The 21,023-nt window shown below is 36.6% G+C and carries 11 protein-coding genes; all 11 read left to right on the top strand.

The window, feature by feature from the left end:
* The first annotated feature begins 150 nt into the window (after positions 1-150).
* The 11 genes from HAV12_RS18510 (at position 151) to HAV12_RS18465 (ending at position 20,985) form a co-directional block, all read left to right on the top strand.
* The gene (locus tag HAV12_RS18510) at positions 151-3,243 is read left to right on the top strand and encodes a TonB-dependent receptor (protein ID WP_171570954.1); all 3,093 of its coding nucleotides are present in this window, start codon (positions 151-153) and stop codon (positions 3,241-3,243) included.
* Positions 3,244-3,254: 11 nt separating this feature from the next.
* Positions 3,255-5,198 carry a RagB/SusD family nutrient uptake outer membrane protein gene (locus tag HAV12_RS18505; RefSeq protein WP_171570953.1) on the top strand — a complete coding sequence of 648 codons (1,944 nt, stop codon included), beginning with the start codon at positions 3,255-3,257 and terminating at the stop codon, positions 5,196-5,198.
* A 205-nt stretch (positions 5,199-5,403) separates the two neighbouring features.
* Positions 5,404-7,137 carry a glycoside hydrolase family 43 protein gene (locus tag HAV12_RS18500; RefSeq protein ID WP_171570952.1) on the top strand — a complete coding sequence of 578 codons (1,734 nt, stop codon included), beginning with the start codon at positions 5,404-5,406 and terminating at the stop codon, positions 7,135-7,137.
* A gap of 9 nt (positions 7,138-7,146) precedes the next feature.
* A complete protein-coding gene (locus HAV12_RS18495) occupies positions 7,147-8,385 on the top strand; it encodes an SGNH/GDSL hydrolase family protein (RefSeq protein ID WP_171570951.1) in 1,239 nt (412 codons plus the stop codon).
* Positions 8,386-8,461: 76 nt separating this feature from the next.
* On the top strand, positions 8,462-10,126 hold the full coding sequence (locus HAV12_RS18490; RefSeq protein ID WP_197984817.1) for a sialate O-acetylesterase: 1,665 nt from the start codon (positions 8,462-8,464) through the stop codon (positions 10,124-10,126).
* Positions 10,127-10,213: 87 nt separating this feature from the next.
* Positions 10,214-12,742: a glycosyl hydrolase 115 family protein gene (locus HAV12_RS18485; RefSeq protein ID WP_171570950.1), complete on the top strand. Its 2,529-nt coding sequence runs from the start codon at positions 10,214-10,216 to the stop codon at positions 12,740-12,742.
* A 52-nt stretch (positions 12,743-12,794) separates the two neighbouring features.
* Positions 12,795-13,208, top strand: coding sequence for a hypothetical protein (locus HAV12_RS22950; RefSeq protein WP_240345189.1), 414 nt, complete (start codon positions 12,795-12,797; stop codon positions 13,206-13,208).
* Positions 13,127-15,505: a T9SS type A sorting domain-containing protein gene (locus tag HAV12_RS18480; protein ID WP_240345188.1), complete on the top strand. Its 2,379-nt coding sequence runs from the start codon at positions 13,127-13,129 to the stop codon at positions 15,503-15,505. Before HAV12_RS22950 ends, HAV12_RS18480 begins: the two co-directional genes overlap by 82 nt.
* 457 nt (positions 15,506-15,962) lie before the next feature.
* Positions 15,963-18,245: a glycoside hydrolase family 127 protein gene (locus tag HAV12_RS18475; RefSeq protein WP_171570949.1), complete on the top strand. Its 2,283-nt coding sequence runs from the start codon at positions 15,963-15,965 to the stop codon at positions 18,243-18,245.
* Positions 18,246-18,255: 10 nt separating this feature from the next.
* Positions 18,256-19,386, top strand: a complete 1,131-nt coding sequence (locus HAV12_RS18470) for a glycoside hydrolase family 43 protein (RefSeq protein ID WP_171570948.1) — start codon at positions 18,256-18,258, stop codon at positions 19,384-19,386.
* 39 nt (positions 19,387-19,425) lie between these two features.
* Entirely contained in the window at positions 19,426-20,985 is a 1,560-nt protein-coding gene (locus tag HAV12_RS18465) for a glycoside hydrolase 43 family protein (protein ID WP_171570947.1), read from the top strand.
* Positions 20,986-21,023 lie beyond the last annotated feature (38 nt).

Here is a 21,023-nt window from a genome sequence, read left to right as displayed (position 1 = left end):
TTTACAATGTTTTTTAAACTGTGTTTTTTTATTGATTATCTAAAAAAATAACAAACAACCGATTGTGTATTAATTGCTTTTTTTTATATTTGTTTTAAATACACTTATTAACTAAACCAAATTAAATTTTAACTATCTAAATCAATTTTTATGACTAACTCTTTTGTTATAAGTAAAGCAAAGCATCTCAAATGCTTTTGTTTTTTGATCTTAATGTTTGCGTTATCACTCCATTCAAGTGCCCAGACAAAAGTTACAGGAACTGTATCGGATGCCAATGGCCCAATTCCGGGAGCTAATGTAAATTTAAAAGGAACAAAAAATGGAGTAAGCACCGGTTTCGACGGTACTTATACTATCAATGTACCTTCTAACGGTGTTCTTGTTTTTAGCTTTATAGGTTTAACGAACAAAGAAGTAATAGTAAATGGACAAACCCAAATTAATGTAAGTCTTGAAGAAGATTCGGCTCAATTAAAAGAAGTGGTTGTTATTGGGTACGGAACGCAAAGGAAAGAAGCCGTAACAGGATCTGTAGCTTCTATTGGAGGAAAGGAATTAAATGAAGTTCCGGCTGCAAACGTAACTCAGGCTTTACAAGGGAGACTTGCGGGTGTCGACTTAACACAAACTTCTACAAAACCGGGAGCAGCAATGCAGATTCGTATACGTGGTACAAGATCTTTAACCGGAAGTAACGATCCTTTAATTGTTTTAGATGGTGTTCCTTTTGCAGGTTCAATAGGTGATATAAATCCGGTAGATATTAAATCGGTAGACGTTTTAAAAGACGCTTCTGCAACGGCTATTTACGGTTCACGTGGAGCCAACGGGGTAATATTGATAACAAGTAATAAAGGACGTAAAAATCAAAAAGCTACTTTTAATTACAACGGATTTAGCGGTATTAAGCAGGTTTTTGGTAAATACGATATGATGGATGCTGCTAAATTTGCAGCACTTCGTGATTATTCAACTTTATATACAGATGGTATTGATGAATCGAGAAACACCAATACAGATTGGCAGGATTCACTTTACGGAGCTGGCGAAATGATTAGTCATGATGTTAGTGTTTCAGGAGGTAGTGAAAACGGTGCTTATAATGCAGGTTTAGGATATTATAAAGAAGAGTCTGTTTTACCTGGTCAAAAATACGAGCGTTTCAGCCTAAGAGCAGGTTTAGATCAGCAGTTAGGAAGCGCTTTTCGCATGGGATTTAATACAAACAGTAACTACGCCGTTACAAATGGAGATAACATTGGTACAGGTACAGCCTTAGCAACTTCTCCTTTGGCAAATCCTTATAATCCGGACGGATCCTTAAAAAGAACCGTGAGAATGGGTGGAGATGAAAACTGGGTTTATACCAGAAATACCATCAATAATTTGGGAGATTCTTATGTAAATCAAACCAGAGCTTTTAGTTCTTACAATAATATTTTTGCTGAAGTTAAAATACCGGGGGTAGAAGGTTTAAAATACCGTATGAATACCGGATTAAATTTACGTTTATCGAATGGCGGTTACTACGAAGGACAAGGTGTTTTTGATGTAAATCCAACGACAATCTCAAATGCGTCTATTACCAATACATTGTCAACACAATGGTTAATTGAGAATTTGATTTCATACGATAAAACTTTTGCCGAAAAACATACGGTAAATTTTGTGGGATTGTATTCAAATGAGCAGTTTACGGGAAATACTTCCAGAATCACCAGAAACGGAATCACTTCTGATGCATTTCAGTTTTACAACTTAGGGCAGAGTGAAGAAGAAGCAGTTATAAATCCGGCAGATCAGGATTATACGCAATGGGGTTTAAGTTCGTATATGGCAAGAGCCATGTATTCTTACGATAATAAATACTTTATCTCAGGAACAATTCGTTCAGACGGTTCATCAAGATTATCACAAGGAAATAAATGGGTAACTTATCCGGCGGTTTCTGCAGGATGGACAGTCTCAAATGAATCTTTTATGAAAAAACTTTCATGGGTTAATTTAGTAAAATTACGCGCAGGATATGGTGAAACATCCAATCAGGCCGTAGATCCTTATCAAACTTTGGGAGCTTTAAGTACAAGACCTTATAATTTTGGAACTACAAATTCTACAGGTGTATATGTTACAACATTGCCTAATCCGGATTTAGGATGGGAATATTCGACAACATGGAATTACGGATTGGATTTCGCATTTCTTAATAATCGTTTATCAGGAACAATCGAATATTACAAAACAAATACAAAAGATTTGCTGCAACGCGTAAATCTTCCCGCAACATCAGGAGTTAGCAGTTATGTTGGCAATGTTGGTGAAACTGAAAATAAAGGATACGAAATTGCTTTAAACGGAGTAATTCTGGATAATCCAAAAGGATTAAGCTGGACGGTTGGAGTTAACTTTTATGCCAACGAAAACAAGTTAGTTAAACTGGCTTCCGGAGCACAAAGAGATGAGGCAAACTCTTGGTTTGTAGGTTATAATATCAACTCAATTTACGATTATGAAAAAGTAGGAATCTGGCAGGAAGGCGATCCGTACATGTCTACATTAGAACCTGGACCAACTGGTGTAAACCAGCAAGGAACAGTAGTAGGATCTATCAAAGTGAAATATACAGGAGATTTTAACCCGGACGGTACACCAACGCGTGCTATTAACGCAACCGACAGACAAATCATTGAAACTGATCCTGATTTTCAGGGAGGTTTTAATACGAACTTAACGTATAAAGGTTTTGATTTTTCTGCTGTTGGAGCCTTTAAAAGTGGCGGTGTTTTAATTAGTACACTTTACGGAGGGAACAGTTACCTGAATCTTCTTAACGGAAGAAGAAGTAATGTCGATGTAGATTACTGGACACCGGATAACAGAGATGCAGAATTTCCTAACCCAAGAGGTATCAGAAGCAGTGATAATCCAAAATACATTTCTACAATGGGATATTTTGATGCATCTTATGTAAAAATTAGAGCCTTAACGCTTGGATATACTTTAGATCAGGAATTTATGAGAAATTTAGGGATTCAGAAACTGAGACTTTATTTTACAGCTCAAAATCCGTTTGTACTTTTCTCTCCTTACAACAGAAAATCAGGGATGGATCCTGAAACCAATTCTTTTGGAGATGAAAACCAGGCAGTAACAGGTACTTACCAACGCAGGTTTTTGGTTATTGGAACCAATACACCTTCTACCAGAGACTTTTTATTCGGACTTAATTTCACATTTTAATCAAAAGAACTATGAAACGATATATTTTTAAAAGATTAATTATAGGATCAGCAGTTTTGTTCTCCTTTGCGGGCTGCTCTGATATTTTAGAAGAAAAACCACATGATTTTTATGAACCTGGCTATTTTAAAACTGAACAGGGAGTTATACAGGGATTAACGTCACATTACGCACATTTACGCTGGATATACGGGCAGGCTTATTACTACAACTCAGTTCAAACCGGTACAGATGAAAATACATATGGGCAGCAAGCCGACGGAAATTTCAAAGATCATGATTTATCCGGAGTTGGGGTTATAAATGCTACCTCAAGCAGAGCCGATGTGGTATGGAATAATTCGTATAACGATATTAACACCGCAAGCGGAATTATCGAAAACGCTGCCGCAGTAGGTATCGCCAGTAACTTAATTGCAGAATCTAAATTCTTTAGAGCTTTTGATTACTTTTTATTGGTACAAAATTTTGGAGGAGTTCCTTTAGATTTAGGAGCTGGCGAGTTAAAATTTAACAGCAGACCATCGAGATCTTCAAAACGAAATACCGTACCTGAGGTTTACACCAAAGCTATTTTTCCAGATTTAGTAGCAGCAGTAAACGAACTGCCAGATGCTTCAAGATTAACAGGAACAGCAACTAAAACGTTGGCTCGTTTAATGTTATCAAAAGCATATCTAACATATGCCTGGTGGTTAGAAAATCCAAACAATATTCCAACCTATCCGGATACACCAAGAACAGATCCTGATGGACACAACGCTCAATGGTATTTTCAACAAGCTTACAACATCGCTTTAGAAGGAATCAATAATCCGGGTTCTTATGGATTGTTACCTTACTATTATGATGTAAACCTGGGATCTAATGATCGTAACAAAGAAGTAATGCTTTACGCAGATCATACCGAGGAAAGCGAATATTACAATGGAGCAAGTCTTACGTACGGAAGTGGCGGTTCGCCTGATAATTTTGCAGGCTGGATGGGAACTTTTAATTACACTTCGATAAGAAGTAAAAATGCTTCGGGAGCTGCAGTTTCGACTGTACAAAGAGCAGCAGATCAGTTTTTAGGACGTCCCTGGGTGAGAATGGTACCACCTATCGAAGTCTTTACCAAAACATTTGCAGATAAAACAAACGATTCAAGATACGACGGAACATTTGCAGCCGTATATCGTGGAAATTGGAATTTACAGGGAACTGGTTTAACAGATGTAGCAACCTTGTATAATGCAAACGGATTGGCGGTAAAACCAGGCGATGCCATTGTAACGTTTCTTAATGATGAGCCAGCGACACCCATTACATATCCTGCAGGAGCAGGCGATAATGGTGTGGGTGCCGGAGTTTTACCAGGCAGATCAGATTATGTAATTTCTCCAAATGGAATAAGCAGAATAGTATACCCTGGTTTATGGAAGTTAGGACCATACCGTACAGATAATGCAGGAGGTTTAGGACAGCCAAATGCAGGAAGCACAAGACCTTATCCGGTGGCTAAATTTTCAGAACTCTATTTTGTGGCCGCAGAAGCTGCAGTAAAAGGAGCAACTGGTACTATGAGTGCCAGAGCTCTTATCAATGTAATAAGAGCCCGTGCAGGAAAATGGCGTTGGGATAATAATGGTCAAAAGGCAAAAACTACAGACTATAGTAATGTATTAACCAGCGCAACTCCGGCATTAATCGATATAAATTATATTCTGGCTGAACGTTCGCGTGAATTTTATGGTGAAGGTTACCGTTGGTACGATTTGGTAAGAACTCAAAAATGGAATGAAATTGCAGGTAAATATTCAATTGGAGGATCTAACTACGGTCAGCATACACCAGAGATTGTTACAAGAACTATACAACCGTATCATTACTTGCGCCCAATACCTCAGGGTCAGATAGATGGTATGGAAATGTCAGCAGCAGACAAGACTGCTTATCAAAATCCAGGATATTAATATCTTGGTAAAAGAAGCAAATTTTACAGTAATTATAGGTGTTAATTTTACAGAATAGCTTATAAGTTGGTTTGTAAATTTGCTTTAGTTTGAAGCCGGGGGAATTCCCTCGGCTTTTAAATTATGAATTCAGTTACAATATTCAGGTCTCTTAAATTTACATTTTAGTTTTTAAGAGCTTTTAATAATTAATGAACAGTTACAAATGAAGCCACAAAAAATATTTTTCTTATTACCATTATTGTTTCTTTTCTCTTTCAAAATAATAGGTGCAAATGACACTCTTGTAAAAAAACAAAGCAAAAAGCCGCCTGTTTTTTCTAATGTTATTTATCAGGGAAACGACGACATTTATAAAAAGAATCCCTTAAAACCAGATGAGTTTTATTCTCCCGTTTTACAGGGATGTTATCCGGATCCGGCCATTACCAGAAAAGGCGATGATTATTTTATGGTGTGTTCTTCATTTGCTATGTTTCCAGGGGTACCCATTTTCCATTCTAAAGATTTAGTCAATTGGACTGACATGGGAGGGGTATTAAATAACGTTTCAGAATTCAATCCGCATGACACAGGTATCAGCCAGGGTGTATATGCTCCGGGAATAACCTATAATCCTCACAATGACACTTTCTATATGATTGTAACAGCATTTTCAGGAGGTTTGGGCAATATTATAGTAAAAACAAAAGATCCCATGAGAGGCTGGGGAAGTCCGATAAAATTAGGTTTTGACGGAATTGATCCTTGTATCTTTTTTGATGATAACGGAAAAGGATACATCGTTCATAATGACGCTCCCGATAAAGGAAAAGAACGCTATCAGGGACATCGTGTTATTAAAGTTTGGGAATATGATCTGGAAAAAGATCAGGTCATTCCGGGAACGGATAAAATTATTGTAGATGGTGGAGTAGATCTTTCTAAAAAACCAATCTGGATAGAAGCGCCTCATTTGTATAAAAAAGACGGTCATTATTATTTAATGTGTGCCGAAGGCGGGACAGGAGGAAATCATAGTGAAGTTATTTTTATCAGTGACAGTCCGAAAGGGCCTTTTAAACCGGCATCAAACAATCCGATTCTTACCCAAAGATATTTTCCTCAAAACAGAACCGATAAAGTAGACTGGGCCGGACATGCCGATTTAGTACTTGGACCTGATAATAAATATTATGGTGTATTTTTAGGCATTCGCCCGAATGATAAAGACCGAGTAAATACAGGACGTGAAACTTTTATGCTTCCGGTAGACTGGTCAGGAACTTTTCCCGTTTTTGAAAACGGATTAGTGCCTTTAGAACCAAAAATTAAAATGCCAAAAGGCGTTACCGAAAACAAAACAGGCAAAGACGGATTTTTCCCAAATGGGAATTTTACGTTTACCGAAAATTTTACCTCTGATAAATTAGATTATCGATGGATCGGATTGAGAGGCCCTCGTGAAAATTTTATTTCAATAACTAAAAAAGGACTTCAGATTAATCCTTTCGAAGTCAATATTAAAGAAGTTAAACCCACTTCGACACTTTTTTACAGACAAATGCACAACACGTTTTCTTTTGCCACAACAATAGATTACAGGCCAGAATCTGAAAAAGATCTTGCCGGAATTGTATGTCTGCAAAACGAGCGTTTTAATTATGTATTTGGCATCACAAAAAAAGGAAAAGACACTTATATTTTATTACAAAGAACAGAAAAAGGACAATCTAAAATAATTGTAAGCGCTAAAATCGAAATCAAAAAAAACATTCGACTTCAGGTAAAAGCCAACGGAGACAATTACGAATTTAGTTATGCTTTAAACGGCACTGATTTTAAAAATTTAGGCGAAAGTGTTTCAGGCGATATTCTTTCAACAAACATGGCCGGAGGTTTTACAGGAGCTTTGGTTGGATTGTATGCAACGGCTGCAAATGATGCTCAGCCACAATAAAAATGAAATATGAAAAAGGAACATTTTAAATGGTTGTTGTTTGTACAACTCTTCTTTTTGGTTTTGGGTTGTCAGTCCAATCAGTCGCTGGTAATGGCGCAGGACAAATCAAAAACGGAGAATTGGGTCGGTACCTGGGCCTGCGCGCAAATGCTGGTCGAACCCAACAATATGCCGCCCGCTCCGGGACTTTCAGAAAATACACTTCGACAAATTATCAGGGTTTCAATTGGCGGAAAACGTATGAGATTGCGTTTTTCTAATATTTTCAGCGATCAGTCAACGGTTTTAAAATCGGTTAGCGTGGCCAATGTTGTCAATGCGCCGATTGTTGATCTTAAAACACAAAAAGAACTTAGTTTTAATGGAAAACCCGGCATCACCATAAATCACGAACAAGAAGTTTTTTCAGATGCTTTTGATTTTGAATTACAATCCGGACAGCTTTTAGCGATTACTATTCATTACGGAAATACATCCCAAAAAATATCGGGACATCCCGGTTCACGCACCACTTCTTATATTCTTGAAGGGGATCAAATTCAAAATGCAGCTTTTGATGGTGCCATAAAAACAGATCATTGGTACTCCATTATGGGATTGAATGTTGTGGCTGATAAATGGGGTGCGAATATCGTTTGTTTGGGAAATTCCATTACAGACGGCCGTGGCTCAGGAACCAACAAACAAAATCGCTGGACAGATATTTTATCGGCACGATTATCGGCTAATAAAAAAACAGAAAAAACAGGTGTTTTGAATTTGGGTATTGGAGGGAATTGTGTCGTTAAAGGCGGATTAGGTCCTACGGCTTTAAATCGTTTTAACAGAGATGTACTCTCCCAAAAAGGGGTAAAATGGCTGATACTTCTGGAAGGCATAAACGATATTGGAGGAATTAAAAATCCCGAAGATGCACCAATAAAAGCGCAGGAACTTATTGAAGCGTATAAAGTCATGATTAACAAAGCGCATGCAAAAGGAATTAAAGTCTACGGCTGTACCATTTTGCCATTTGCCAAATCATTTTATGATGCTCCATACAAACAAGAAGCTCGTGATATTGTAAATGCCTGGATTCGAAATAGTAAAGCCTTTGATGCCGTGATTGATTTTGATAAAGAAATGGTTTCAGAAGAAGGTTCCAAAACAATTTTATCTAACCTGCACGACGGTGATTTTTTACATCCAAACGAAGCAGGTTATGTTAAAATGGGAGAAGCAATCAACCTCGATTTATTTAAATAATTGCTTTTCTTTCAATTCTTTACCAATTTCAATCCCAGATTTAAATTATTTTTTGATAATAAAAAACAGATCAATAATGAAATCAATAATTAGGTTTTGCGCATTTGTAGTTCTTTTTTCAATAGTCCAAAAAGGATATTCTCAAGATCCTGATTTTCATGTTTATCTGAGTTTTGGTCAGTCCAATATGGCAGGATATGCCAAAATAGAAACACAGGATAAAGTGGGCGTCGATGATCGTTTTCAGGTTTTACAGGCAGTCAATTGCCCTGATCTTAAACGGGAAAAAGGAAATTGGTATACCGCCATCCCGCCATTGTGTCGTTGTAATACGGGACTAACACCGGTTGATTATTTTGGTAGAAATCTGGTGTCCAATCTCCCTGAAAATGTGAAAGTAGGCGTTATCAATGTAGCGGTTGGAGGCTGTAAAATTGAACTTTTTGATAAAAATAAAGTAGCAGAATATGTAGCAACAGCGCCAGACTGGATGAAAGTAATTCTTAAGGAATACGAAGGAAATCCTTATGAAAGACTGGTGGAGCTGGCTAGAATAGCACAGAAAAAAGGCGTCATTAAAGGCATTTTACTGCACCAGGGAGAATCGAATACAGGAGATACACTTTGGACAAAAAAGGTCAAAATTGTCTACGATAATTTAATGAAAGATTTAAATCTGGATCCGAAAAAAGTGCCGTTGCTATCGGGAGAAACCGTAAACGAAGACCAGAACGGTAAATGCGGAAGCATGAATAAAATTATTGCGACACTGCCAAAAACGATTCCCAATTCTTATGTTATTTCATCGAAAGGATGCACAGCTGAACCTGATTTTTTACATTTTAATGCCGCAGGTTACAGAGAATTAGGACGCCGTTATGCCGATAAAATGCTTTCGTTATTGGGATATAAATTCTTTGACGGAAAAACGCCTTTTATAGTTCAGGCTCCCCTTGGTTTTGATCAGCTAAACGTTACTATTCCGGCAGGAAAAATAGAAACGATCAGTTATGAATCTAAAACGGTTGGTTCTGCAAGAAAAGCAACGGTTTATACACCTGCGGGATTCACTAAAAAGAAAAGATATCCTGTATTGTATCTTTTACACGGAATAGGCGGCGATGAAAAAGAATGGCTAAACGGAGCAAATCCACAGATTATATTAGATAATCTTTTCGCAGAAGGAAAAATTGAACCTATGATTGTGGTCATGCCAAACGGAAGGGCAATGAAAGCTGACAGTGCAGCCGGGAACATAATGGCACCCGATAAAGTGCAGGCTTTTGCTGCTTTCGAAAAAGATTTATTAAACGACCTGATTCCGTTTATCGAAAAAAAATACCCGGTTCTGAAAGACAGAGAACACCGCGCCATCGCCGGATTGTCAATGGGAGGCGGGCAATCGTTAAATTTCGGATTAGGGAATTTAGATAAATTTGCCTGGGTTGGTGCTTTCTCAGCGGCTCCAAATACTAAAATACCGGAAGAATTACTTCCTGATCCGGAAACAGCAAAAAAGAAATTAAAATTACTTTGGATTTCGTGTGGAGATAAAGACTGGCTTATCGAAAATAGTAAGAGAACGCACGATTATTTATATAAAAATGATGTTCCGCACATCTATTATATCGAACCCGGAGTGCATGATTTTAAGGTCTGGAAAAATGGTTTGTATATGTTTTCGCAGTTTTTATTTAAGCCTGTCGATCCGTCAAATTTTGCATGTTATACTATTTTGTGAGACTTACTACGTCACACAATATCTTCAAATTAAAAACGATAATTTCAAGAAAAAAATACTAATTGAATCGTATAATAAATAAAGTTCATGAATACATTTTCAAAATATATCTTCACACTTCTTATCGTTTTTAGTTGTACTTTTTTAAAAGCGCAGTCGTTTATTACAACTCAAAAAGCGGACAACGTTATTGTACTGAAAGAGAAATCTTCACAGTTGTCTTTCCTTGTTAGCAACGGATCTGATGCAGGTGTTTTTCGCGCTATAACTAATTTACAATTTGATTTTGAGAAAGTTACGGGAGAAAAACCATCAATCTTAAATCAGAAACCAAATGCTTCATCACCATTAATTATTATTGGAACAGTCGGAACCAATTCTGTTATTGATCATTTAATTAAAGCGAATAAAATCGACGGAAAACAGCTCAAAGGCAAAAATGAAAAATTTAGTATTCAAAACATTAAAAATCCATTTAGCGGAGTAGAAGATGCCATTGTAATTGCCGGAAGCGACAAACGCGGGACGATTTACGGCATTTACGAATTATCGAAGCAAATAGGTGTTTCACCTTGGTATTATTGGGCTGATGTGCCTGTCGATAAAAAAGAGAATCTTTATTTTGTAAAAGGAATTTATAGCGATGGCGAACCTGCAGTAAAATACAGGGGAATTTTCATCAACGATGAAGCACCTGCATTAAGTGGCTGGTCGAAAGCAACATTTGGTGGCTTTAACAGTAAGTTTTACGAAAAAGTCTTTGAATTACTGCTTAGGTTAAAAGCCAATTACATCTGGCCGGCGATGTGGGGAAATGCATTTTATGATGATGATTCCGCCAGCGGACCTCTTGCCAATGAAATGGGAATTGTCATTGGTACATCGCATCACGAACCAATGGCTTTGGCGCAAACAGACTGGCATCGGTATATTAAAAAAAATAATCTCCCGAATGTTTGGGATTATGCTAAAAATAAAACCGTTCTCGATGAATTCTGGAAAGGCGGAATAGAGCGCAGCAAAAATTGGGAAAAGATGGTAACGGTAGGAATGCGCGGCGACGGCGATGAAGCCATGAGCGAAGGAACCAACATCGCTTTGCTGGAAAATATAGTAAAAGAACAACGAAAAATTATTGCTGACGTTACACAAAAAAAAGCCGGAAAAACACCTCAGGTTTGGGCTCTGTATAAAGAAGTTCAGGATTATTATGATCAGGGAATGCGTGTTCCCGATGATGTAATTTTGCTTTTCTGTGATGACAATTGGGGAAATGTGCGCAAGCTTCCAGACCTCACAAAACCTTTGCACAAAGGGGGTTACGGTATGTATTATCATTTTGATTATGTGGGAGGGCCAAGAAATTCGAAATGGATCAATATTAGTCCGATACAAAGAGTTTGGGAACAGATGAATCTGAGCTACGAACATGGCGTTGATAAGATCTGGATTGTAAATGTTGGAGATCTTAAACCGATGGAATTTCCAATTAGTTTCTTTTTAGAAATGGCGTGGAATCCTAAAAAGTTCAATTCTCAGAATCTTTTTGAATTTACAGAAAAATGGGCGGCTGATCAATTCGGAACAAAACATGCCAAAAAAATCGCAAGATTATTAAACACCTATCCAAAATTCAACAGAAGAGTGACGCCCGAAATGCTGGACAGCGAAACCTACAGTCTGGAGAATTACAATGAATTTCAGACGGTTGTCAATGAGTATAAAAATCTGGCACTTGATGCGTATCGAATTTACGATGATATTCCAAAAGAATATCAGGATGCTTATTTTCAATTGGTTTTGTATCCTATAGATGCCTGCAGCAATCTTTATGAAATGTATTTTGCACAAGCCAATAACAGAAAACTGGCGGCAGAGAAAAACACTCTTGCTAATGCTTTTGCAGATCAGGTGAAAACCAATTTTGCCAGAGATTCTGTGCTTCAAAACAAATACAACAATGAAATTTCTGGAGGAAAATGGACACATATTATGGATCAGATGCGAATTGGATATAAGGCATGGCACGATACTCCGAAAAACATTTTGCCTGAAATCAGTTATGTTGCAGAAAAAGAGCAGATTAAAAGAAAAGTATTCGCAGAAAAAGACGGTTATGTTTCCATCGAAGCAGAACATTTTTCTAAAGTAAATAATTCAAATACTATTCACTGGGAAGTGATTCCTGATTTTGGAAAAACAAAAAGCGGGATTACTACTTTTCCGCAGAATAAATATCCGGACAAAAACGAGAATGTTTTTGTGGAATATGAAATTGATTTTGCTTCAACCGGAGAATTTAATGTAGAACTGCTTTTGGCTCCTACACTTAATTTTAACAGCAACAAAGGCCTTCGTTATGAAGTTTCTTTTGATGGAGAAAAACCGCAAATAATAAATTTTAACGGACATTACCGTGGTGAATTAGGAAAATGGCAGGCCGAACATTTAATTCATTCGAACACTAAACATACCATTTCGAAACCCGGAAAACATATTTTACGCTTTCGTGTTTTAGATCCTGGAATTGTGCTGGAGAAAATTGTAATCAATACGGGAGGATTAAAACCGTCTTATCTCGGTCCGCCTGAGAGTAATATTATTTCACCAGAATAAATTCTAAATTTTTTAATTGATTAAATTTTACTAACTAACAATAGGAAAGAATATGAAAAAATTATACCAATTAAGTTCAATATTGTTTGCAGTTTTATTTGTGTCATCTGCTCAGTTAAGTGCACAAAATGCGAAAGTACAAATTGATAAAAATAAGACATATCAAAAAGTTACTGGTTTTGGAGGTTTTGTATGCAGTCCCCAGTTTGGTTATAATTACATGTCTACTGACGAAATCAAAAAAATGTGGGGAACAAACAGTGAAGGCGGTTATAACATTATGCGTCTTTACATTCCGGGAGAGATTAACTGGTCCTCAACGCTTGAAACTGCAAAATTAGCCAAAAATGATTTGGAATTAAAGATTTTTGCAAGCCCTGGACAATGCCTGCAGAATGGAAAACGAACAACAGTGAAGTTGCAGTTTACACAGATGAAAATGGAGTTCAGCAAATTGGCTACCTGAAAGAAGAACATTATGAAGATTATGCTTTGTATCTTAATCGTTATGTAACTTATCTTCATGATAATGGAGTAGAACTCGATTATATTTCAATTCAAAATGAACCTGATGAAAAAGCGACTTATCAAGGCTGTATATGGACACCTGTACAAATAGCTACATTTGTTAAAAATTACGGTCATCTTATTAATTGTAAGGTTATTGCGCCTGAAAGTGTTGGCTATTCAGATACTTTTTCAAATGCTTTTCTGGATACTGATGTCATGCAGAATTTTGAAGTTTACGGAGTTCATCAGTATGGTGGTATTCAGTCTAAATACAAACAATTCCAGAATTATAACAAGGAGATCTGGATGACAGAATACCTTATTAACTGGAATTCCGGAGGCACGGTTCGTGATTTTAACTGGGGAATTGATGCTTTTAGTTTCGCAAACAGTGTAAATGATGCCATGTTAGGAAATGTCAATGCCTGGATTCATTATGCCACTAAGCGATATTACGCATTAATGGGTGATGGAACAAACGGAACGGTATCCGGAGAAATGACAAAAAGAGGGCATATACTTTCGCAATATGCAAAATTCACTACAGGTACAACACGTGTAGAATCAACGTGGAGTGATGCCACTGCACAGCTTAAAGGTTCCTCATACATAAATGATGCAGGTGATAAAATTGTTCTTACTATAATTAATCCATCACAAAACAACTATAATCTTACTGTAGATTTGCCATTTTATTCTGTAAAAGGGACTAAAACCATTACTAGCCAAAGTATTGATATACAAAGTACTGCAATAGGTTTCGCAGAAACATTTCGTCCGGTAGTGAGTATTAACCCTTCCAGTTTTATTACTTTAATATTTGAAAAAAGTAAGGAAAGAGTGCCTTCACAAATGACCAGTAAAGAAGTGCATTATGCTAAAATTGAAAATCAGCCTGTTACAAGTCCTGCATTTGGAACAACCCATCAGATGAGCGGTAAAACAGTGACATTTGCAAACGCAAATCCTCTGATAAGTACCAATATGGACGGTTCTAACGGATATTTGAAATTAGACAACCGTTACAATAAATTTATACTGCATGTTAAAAGTTTTACTACTGCAAATCAAGCCAATACTGATAATACAACACTATATTATATCAATGACAATGGCGAAGTAAAATCTAAAAATTATGGAAAATTTAATTTCCCAACCGGGGTCGAATTTGATTTGACATTTGATATTTCTAAATCCGTTCTTACAGATGGATGTACCGGAATTATTGGTTTGCGAAATTCAAATTACAGTTCGGTACTTACTTTAAATTTGGGTGATGTATATTTTAATATTGCCGATGAAAAAGCAGCCGAATTTGGAGGAATATATTCAGATGATGATAGCCTTTTGATGGACGCACTGCAAAGCCCCAACTATGTATCATTAGATTTTAGAAACGCCACCGGTATCAGTTCCTCTCCCGATTGGCATGCCAAATCAGTAAATAAAAACAGTATTTTTTATGTGGCTGATAATAATACTGCTAACAATGTAATATCAGGAACAACGTGTAACAATCTAAAACTTATGGATCAGGGAGGAGATTTTAATGTTCCTTTCGGTTTTTCAGCTTTAGCGGCGTCTTTTACCAAAACTATTGCAGGTAATGATGTTCTGGTTCTTCCATATGAAGCCAGTATACCTCAAGGGGTAATAGCGTACACGCTACAACCTTCCTCTGCTAAAATAATCTGTAATAAAATTGAAGGTGTAATTCCGGCAAATACACCTGTTTTACTGAGTGGTTCCGGTACATTTGTTTTTAGTGGTACAGGAAATGTTTCAACACCAAAAGCCTTAACAGTTGATCAAATGAATCCGGTTTACATTGGGGTTAAAGCGCCTGCAGGAAGTTATACATTGAAGACAGTAAATAATGTTACTGCATTTTATCCTGTAACTGCAGGAAGTGAACCTTTAATTTCATCATTTAATTTTTACTTAAGTGAAAAAAGCGGATATAATGCGACTGTGCTTCCGTTGGAGTTTACCACATTAGGCATTGTTCAAAATGAATTGAATGAAGCTAGTTTCACATTATATCCAAATCCTGCGGTGGAGGAAATTTTTGTTGATAAGATGACTGCTGATTTTGATTATAAAATTTTTAATGTTCAGGGCACTTTAGTGAATTCAGGGACTTTGAAAAACGGTAATACCAGAATAAAAATAGAATCACTGCCTGCAGGAGTTTATTTTATTAATGGAACAAACGATAAATCTAAAATAAGTAGAAAATTTGTAAAAAAATAAGATTAGAATTCAGGATAACAGGATAAGAAAAGAGTTGCAAAGCCTCCTAAAATAATGGTGGCTTTAGAGCTGGACTACAAGAATATTTACCCTGCGATATTAAATTATCGTAGGTTTTCGGATTTTCATTATCTGCGCAGGAAGCAAAATTTTATTTGCCTGGTATTTGAATTAAAATGTAATATATAAATGATTTCTTTTTATTTTGAGTTGTTTTCTTGAAAATATTTGATTTAAAAACATAAATGATAAAAATATAGCTTTTTTATTGAAGAATTATTTTTCACGTTTTAAAAAGTGTTATTTTTACACTTTTAACAAACAACCGATAGAACTAGTTCATTTTCTAGTTTTAAGAATAGTATTCTTTAGTCTTATTCTTGTTTTAAAAAATAAATAGGGTCAATCTGTTATTAAGAAAAAGGAAAAATATCTAAAAGATTAAAAAAAAATTAGAATGAAATACAGCTTTATATTTTGTTTTTGTACACTGTTACTGTCCCATGTGGCAGAAGCTCAAATGCAATTGTTTGATTTAAAAGAGGTAAGACTAAAAGAAGGCCCTTTTAAAAATGCTCAGGATGTAGATCTCAAGTATATTTTAGAACTCAATCCAGACCGGCTTTTAGCGCCGTATCTCATCACGTCTGGAATACCCGTAAAAGCAGAACGTTACGGCAATTGGGAAAGCATAGGACTTGACGGGCACATTGCCGGACATTATCTTTCTGCTTTGGCTATGATGTATGCTTCGACAGGAAATATGGAAGTTAAAAACCGATTGGATTATATGATTTCGGAATTGGAGAAATGTCAGCAAAAAAACGGTAATGGTTATGTGGGAGGAATTCCGCAGGGAAAAGTTTTTTGGGACCGAATTCATAACGGAGACATTGACGGAAGCAATTTTGGATTAAACAATACCTGGGTTCCGCTGTACAATATTCACAAGCTTTTTGCCGGTTTAACCGATACATATCATTACACAGGAAATGAAAAAGCAAAAGAGGTTTTAATAAAACTAGGCGATTGGTTTATCGAATTAATTCGTCCGCTTTCTGATGAGCAGATTCAAAATATATTAAAAACCGAACACGGTGGAATAAGCGAATCTTTTGCCGATTTATACATTATCACCAAGGACAAAAAATATCTGGAAACTGCCGAAAAAGTTTCTCACTTAGCCATATTAAATCCGCTGGAGAAAAAAGAAGATAAACTAACAGGATTGCATGCCAATACCCAAATACCAAAAGTGATTGGTTTTGAGAAAATTGGCGTACTTTCCGGAAACAAAGACATGACAGATGCTGCACAGTTTTTCTGGGAAAATGTTACTCAGAAGCGAAGCGTAGCTTTTGGTGGAAACAGTTTTGCCGAGCATTTTAATCCAACCGAGGATTTTAGCGGTATGTTAAAATCAAATCAGGGACCGGAAACGTGTAATTCTTATAACATGGAGCGTTTGAGCAAAGCTTTATTTTTGGATAAAAACAAGGTAAGTTACCTTGATTTTTATGAGCGCACGCTTTACAATCATATTCTTTCGAGCCAGCATCCTGGAAAAGGCGGTTTTGTTTATTTTACGCCCATCAGACCCAATCATTATCGCGTTTATTCCAAGCCCGAAACAAGCATGTGGTGTTGTGTGGGGTCAGGGCTTGAAAATCATTCTAAATATGGAGAATTAATTTACAGCCATGCGGAAAATGATGTTTTTGTAAATCTTTTTATTCCGTCTGTTTTAGATTGGAAAGAAAAGAATATTTACATCGAACAAAGCACAAAATTTCCCTATCAAAATAGTACAGATCTTGTTTTGAAATTAAAGAAAAGCGAGACATTTTCGATGAATATCCGCTGCCCGGAATGGGCAGAAAATTTTGAAATTTCAATTAATGGAAAAATTCAAAAAACAGAAGCAAAGCCATCCAGTTATATAATGCTCAATAGAAAATGGAAATCCGGAGATCAGATCAGGGTTACATTTAAAACTTCGACACATCTGGAAAATTTGCCAGACGGTTCCAACTGGAGTGCTTTTGTAAACGGGCCTATTGTATTGGCTGCGAAAACATCCAATAAAGATTTAGACGGATTATTTGCCGATGACAGCCGTATGGGACATATCGCAGCCGGTAAATATTATCCCCTGGATCAGGCTTACACATTTATAGGGGAAAAGGCAGATTATCTCTCAAGACTTAAGGAATTAGGCAACCTGCATTTTCGTCTGGATTCATTAGAGTTAGAACCTTTTTTTGAAGTACATGACACACGTTATCAGATGTATTTTCAGAACTATTCCAAAGAGCAGTTCAAAGAAAAACATGATTTACTGATCCGGCAGGAAATTGAGGCAAGGGCTCTTGAAGCGAAAACAATAGACAAGATTAATTGTGGGGAACAGCAGTCGGAAGCAGATCATCTCTATAAAGGCGAGAAAAGTAATTTTGGCTATGAGGACGGGAAGTTCTGGAGAAATACGAGTTCATATATTTCGTACCAGTTATTAAATAAAAACAAGTTGGGTAATTTTTTGGATATAACGGTTTTAGAAGAGCTTAAAATGGATAACATTTCAATTCTTATAAATGAAAAACCCGCTCAGATAGTTGCGGCAGAAAACAAAGTAATCCGGTTAAATATAAATAAAATGGAAGTAGTAAATATTAAAATAATAGCCAAAAACCTGATCAACAGCCCCATGTTTTATCAATTAAGAATTGTAAACGATTAAAAATAATAATATGCGAAACCAGTTTATTACATTGTTTATGATTTTTTGCGCTGTTTCATTTGCGCAAAAAAAAGACATGACCAAAGGATTGAAAACCAATAACGTCGAAAAAGTATTTAAATATACCAATCCCATAACGAGAGATTCCATACTTTCTATGCGGGATTATATGATCAGCAAAGTAGGTGACAATTGGTATGCTACAGGAACTTCTAATCCTGTATGGACAGGGCCTAACCCGGGTGTCAAACTCTTAGTTTCGGATGATTTAATAAACTGGAAATTTCATTCCTATTTAATTGATGCCGCTAAATTGCCGGAGGACTGCCCGTATAATGGCCGTTTCTGGGCACCTGAAATTCATTTTATTCAAAATAAATACTGGCTTACGGTAAATAGCGGTAAAGTTACCAGAGAAGATCCGAAAGGAATGAGCACACATAGTATCTGGCTGTTTTCAGCAGATAAAATCATAGGCCCTTACAAACTGGTTAATGGCCCTTTGACTAACCAGTATAATAATGATTCTACTTTATTTGAAGATGATAATGGTGACACTTATTTGTATTGCAGCGGTAATGGACTTTTTCAGGCAAAAATTGATTTAAAATCGGGAAAATTAACCAGTCCGATTGAGAAATTTTTAGGCAAAAAACAACCCAGTTATCCGGAGTGGATGATTGGCGGAATTGAAGGCCCTTATGTGATTAAAAAAGAAGGTACCTATTTTATGTTTTTCTCTACCTGGACCCGTGGCTATGAGGACGGACTTTTGAAATCAAAGTCACCGCTCGGCCCCTGGGAATTAGTTTCTCAGGAACCTATATTCGGTACACGAAAAAAAGGGTACCGTCCGGAATTGGCGGTTAGCGGAGGCTACGATCACCTGCAGTTTACCGATACGCAGGATCCGTATCAGGAAACAGGACACAATGCTTTATTTGAAGGTCCTGACGGTACTTTATGGACTTCATGTCATTATTTTATGGATGAAAAAAGACCCTATCCCTACAGTCAGACATTCGAATCATGGGAAAAATTTCCGCAAATGGGAATTGAACCTGTCCATTATGCCAACGGTACCTTTTACATAAATCCCCCGACCTGGACAGAACAAGTTGTATCTCTAAAAAACAGATAGTGATGAGGTGTTTCTTCTAATTCAATTATACAATAAAAGATGAAAATAAGTAAAGCCTTTTTATTTGTGATGTTGCTGGCTGTATTAGTCCAGACCAATTATGCGCAACAAAATAAAGCCCAAAATCCGGTGATATTTGCCGATGTTCCCGATATGTCGATTATTAGGGTAAACGATATTTATTACATGAGCAGCACGACAATGCACATGAATCCCGGTGTTCCCATTATGAAATCTAACGACTTAGTCAATTGGAAAATTGTCAATTATGCCTATCAGACATTAGAAAATGATAACGATAAACTAAATCTGGATAATGGAAGAAATGATTACGGAAGAGGCTCCTGGGCGAGCAGTCTCAATTATCACAACGGTATTTATTATGTGAGCACTTTCTCCGGAACAACCGGTAAAACGTATATTTTCTCGACAAATGATATAGAAAAAGGCCCTTGGAAACAAACAGTTTTGAATACTTCTTATCATGATCATTCTGTTTTTTTTGATGATGATGGAAAAATTTACATGGTTTGGGGCGCAGGAAAATTGCAGATTGTCGAGTTAAATTCAGATTTATCAGCTGTAAAAGAAGAAACAAAAAAAGTCTTAATAGAAAATGCGAGCGCTCCTGGCGGAAACAATATTATGCTGCAATCTGAAGGTTCACAGCTTTTTAAAGTTAAAGGAAAATATTATCTGTTTAATATTGTCTGGCCAAAAGACGGAATGCGAACGGTACTTATACACAGAGCAGATCAAATTTCAGGTCCGTGGGAAGGAAAAGTAGGGTTGCAGGATTTAGGTGTGGCGCAGGGCGGACTTATCGATACACCTGAGGGAAAATGGTTTTCCTGCCTGTTCAGGGATTTCGGCGGTGTGGGGCGCATTCCTTATTTCGTTCCGGTTAAATGGGAAAATGATTGGCCAATTTTAGGCGAAAATAATAAAGTGCCGCAAAATCTTGATTTACCGGCAAACAAAAGTTTGATTCCCGGAATTGTAAACTCAGATGATTTTAATCGAAAAAAGAATGACCCCGATTTACCTTTGGTCTGGCAATGGAACCACAATCCGGATAATTCGCTTTGGTCGGTAAAAGAAAGAAAAGGTTTTTTAAGATTGAAAACTGGCAGAATCGACAGCAGTTTTATTCAGGCGAAAAATACGTTAACACAAAGAACTTTTGGACCAGAAAGTACGGGGACTATCGTGGTTGAGGTTTCTAAAATGAAAGAAGGTGACGTTGCAGGACTTTCTTTATTACAAAAAGAGTACGGATTAATTGGCGTAAAAGCAGAAAAAGATTCTAAGAAAATCGTAATGATTGAAGCACTGAACGATATTCCAACACAAATAGAAAGTATTCCGTTAACTCAGGATAAAATTTATTTCAAAGCAAAATGCAACTTTAAAGATAAGGCAGATGAAGGCCAATTTTTTTACAGTTTAGACGGTAAAAAATGGATCAGTATTGGAAAAACAATAAAACTCCCGTATACCCTTCCGCATTTTATGGGTTATCGATTTGGCCTGTTCAATTATGCCACTAAAAATGCGGGAGGTTTTGTTGACTTTGATTATTTCCATATTGCAGATTAGATTTTAAAAAATATTTAGTTGGTTTGACGTCGCAAAAT

This window comes from Flavobacterium sp. CLA17 (assembly GCF_013112255.2).
Classification (GTDB): Bacteria; Bacteroidota; Bacteroidia; order Flavobacteriales; family Flavobacteriaceae; genus Flavobacterium; species Flavobacterium circumlabens.
Note: the sequence above shows the minus strand (reverse complement) of the source record. Positions and strands in the feature narration are given on the sequence as shown.

Coding starts and splice junctions, on each gene's coding strand:
- HAV12_RS18510 (WP_171570954.1), top strand. CDS start 151: ATGACTAACTCTTTTGTTATAAGTAAAGCAAAGCATCTCAAATGCTTT.
- HAV12_RS18505 (WP_171570953.1), top strand. CDS start 3,255: ATGAAACGATATATTTTTAAAAGATTAATTATAGGATCAGCAGTTTTG.
- HAV12_RS18500 (WP_171570952.1), top strand. CDS start 5,404: ATGAAGCCACAAAAAATATTTTTCTTATTACCATTATTGTTTCTTTTC.
- HAV12_RS18495 (WP_171570951.1), top strand. CDS start 7,147: ATGAAAAAGGAACATTTTAAATGGTTGTTGTTTGTACAACTCTTCTTT.
- HAV12_RS18490 (WP_197984817.1), top strand. CDS start 8,462: ATGAAATCAATAATTAGGTTTTGCGCATTTGTAGTTCTTTTTTCAATA.
- HAV12_RS18485 (WP_171570950.1), top strand. CDS start 10,214: ATGAATACATTTTCAAAATATATCTTCACACTTCTTATCGTTTTTAGT.
- HAV12_RS22950 (WP_240345189.1), top strand. CDS start 12,795: ATGAAAAAATTATACCAATTAAGTTCAATATTGTTTGCAGTTTTATTT.
- HAV12_RS18480 (WP_240345188.1), top strand. CDS start 13,127: ATGCCTGCAGAATGGAAAACGAACAACAGTGAAGTTGCAGTTTACACA.
- HAV12_RS18475 (WP_171570949.1), top strand. CDS start 15,963: ATGAAATACAGCTTTATATTTTGTTTTTGTACACTGTTACTGTCCCAT.
- HAV12_RS18470 (WP_171570948.1), top strand. CDS start 18,256: ATGCGAAACCAGTTTATTACATTGTTTATGATTTTTTGCGCTGTTTCA.
- HAV12_RS18465 (WP_171570947.1), top strand. CDS start 19,426: ATGAAAATAAGTAAAGCCTTTTTATTTGTGATGTTGCTGGCTGTATTA.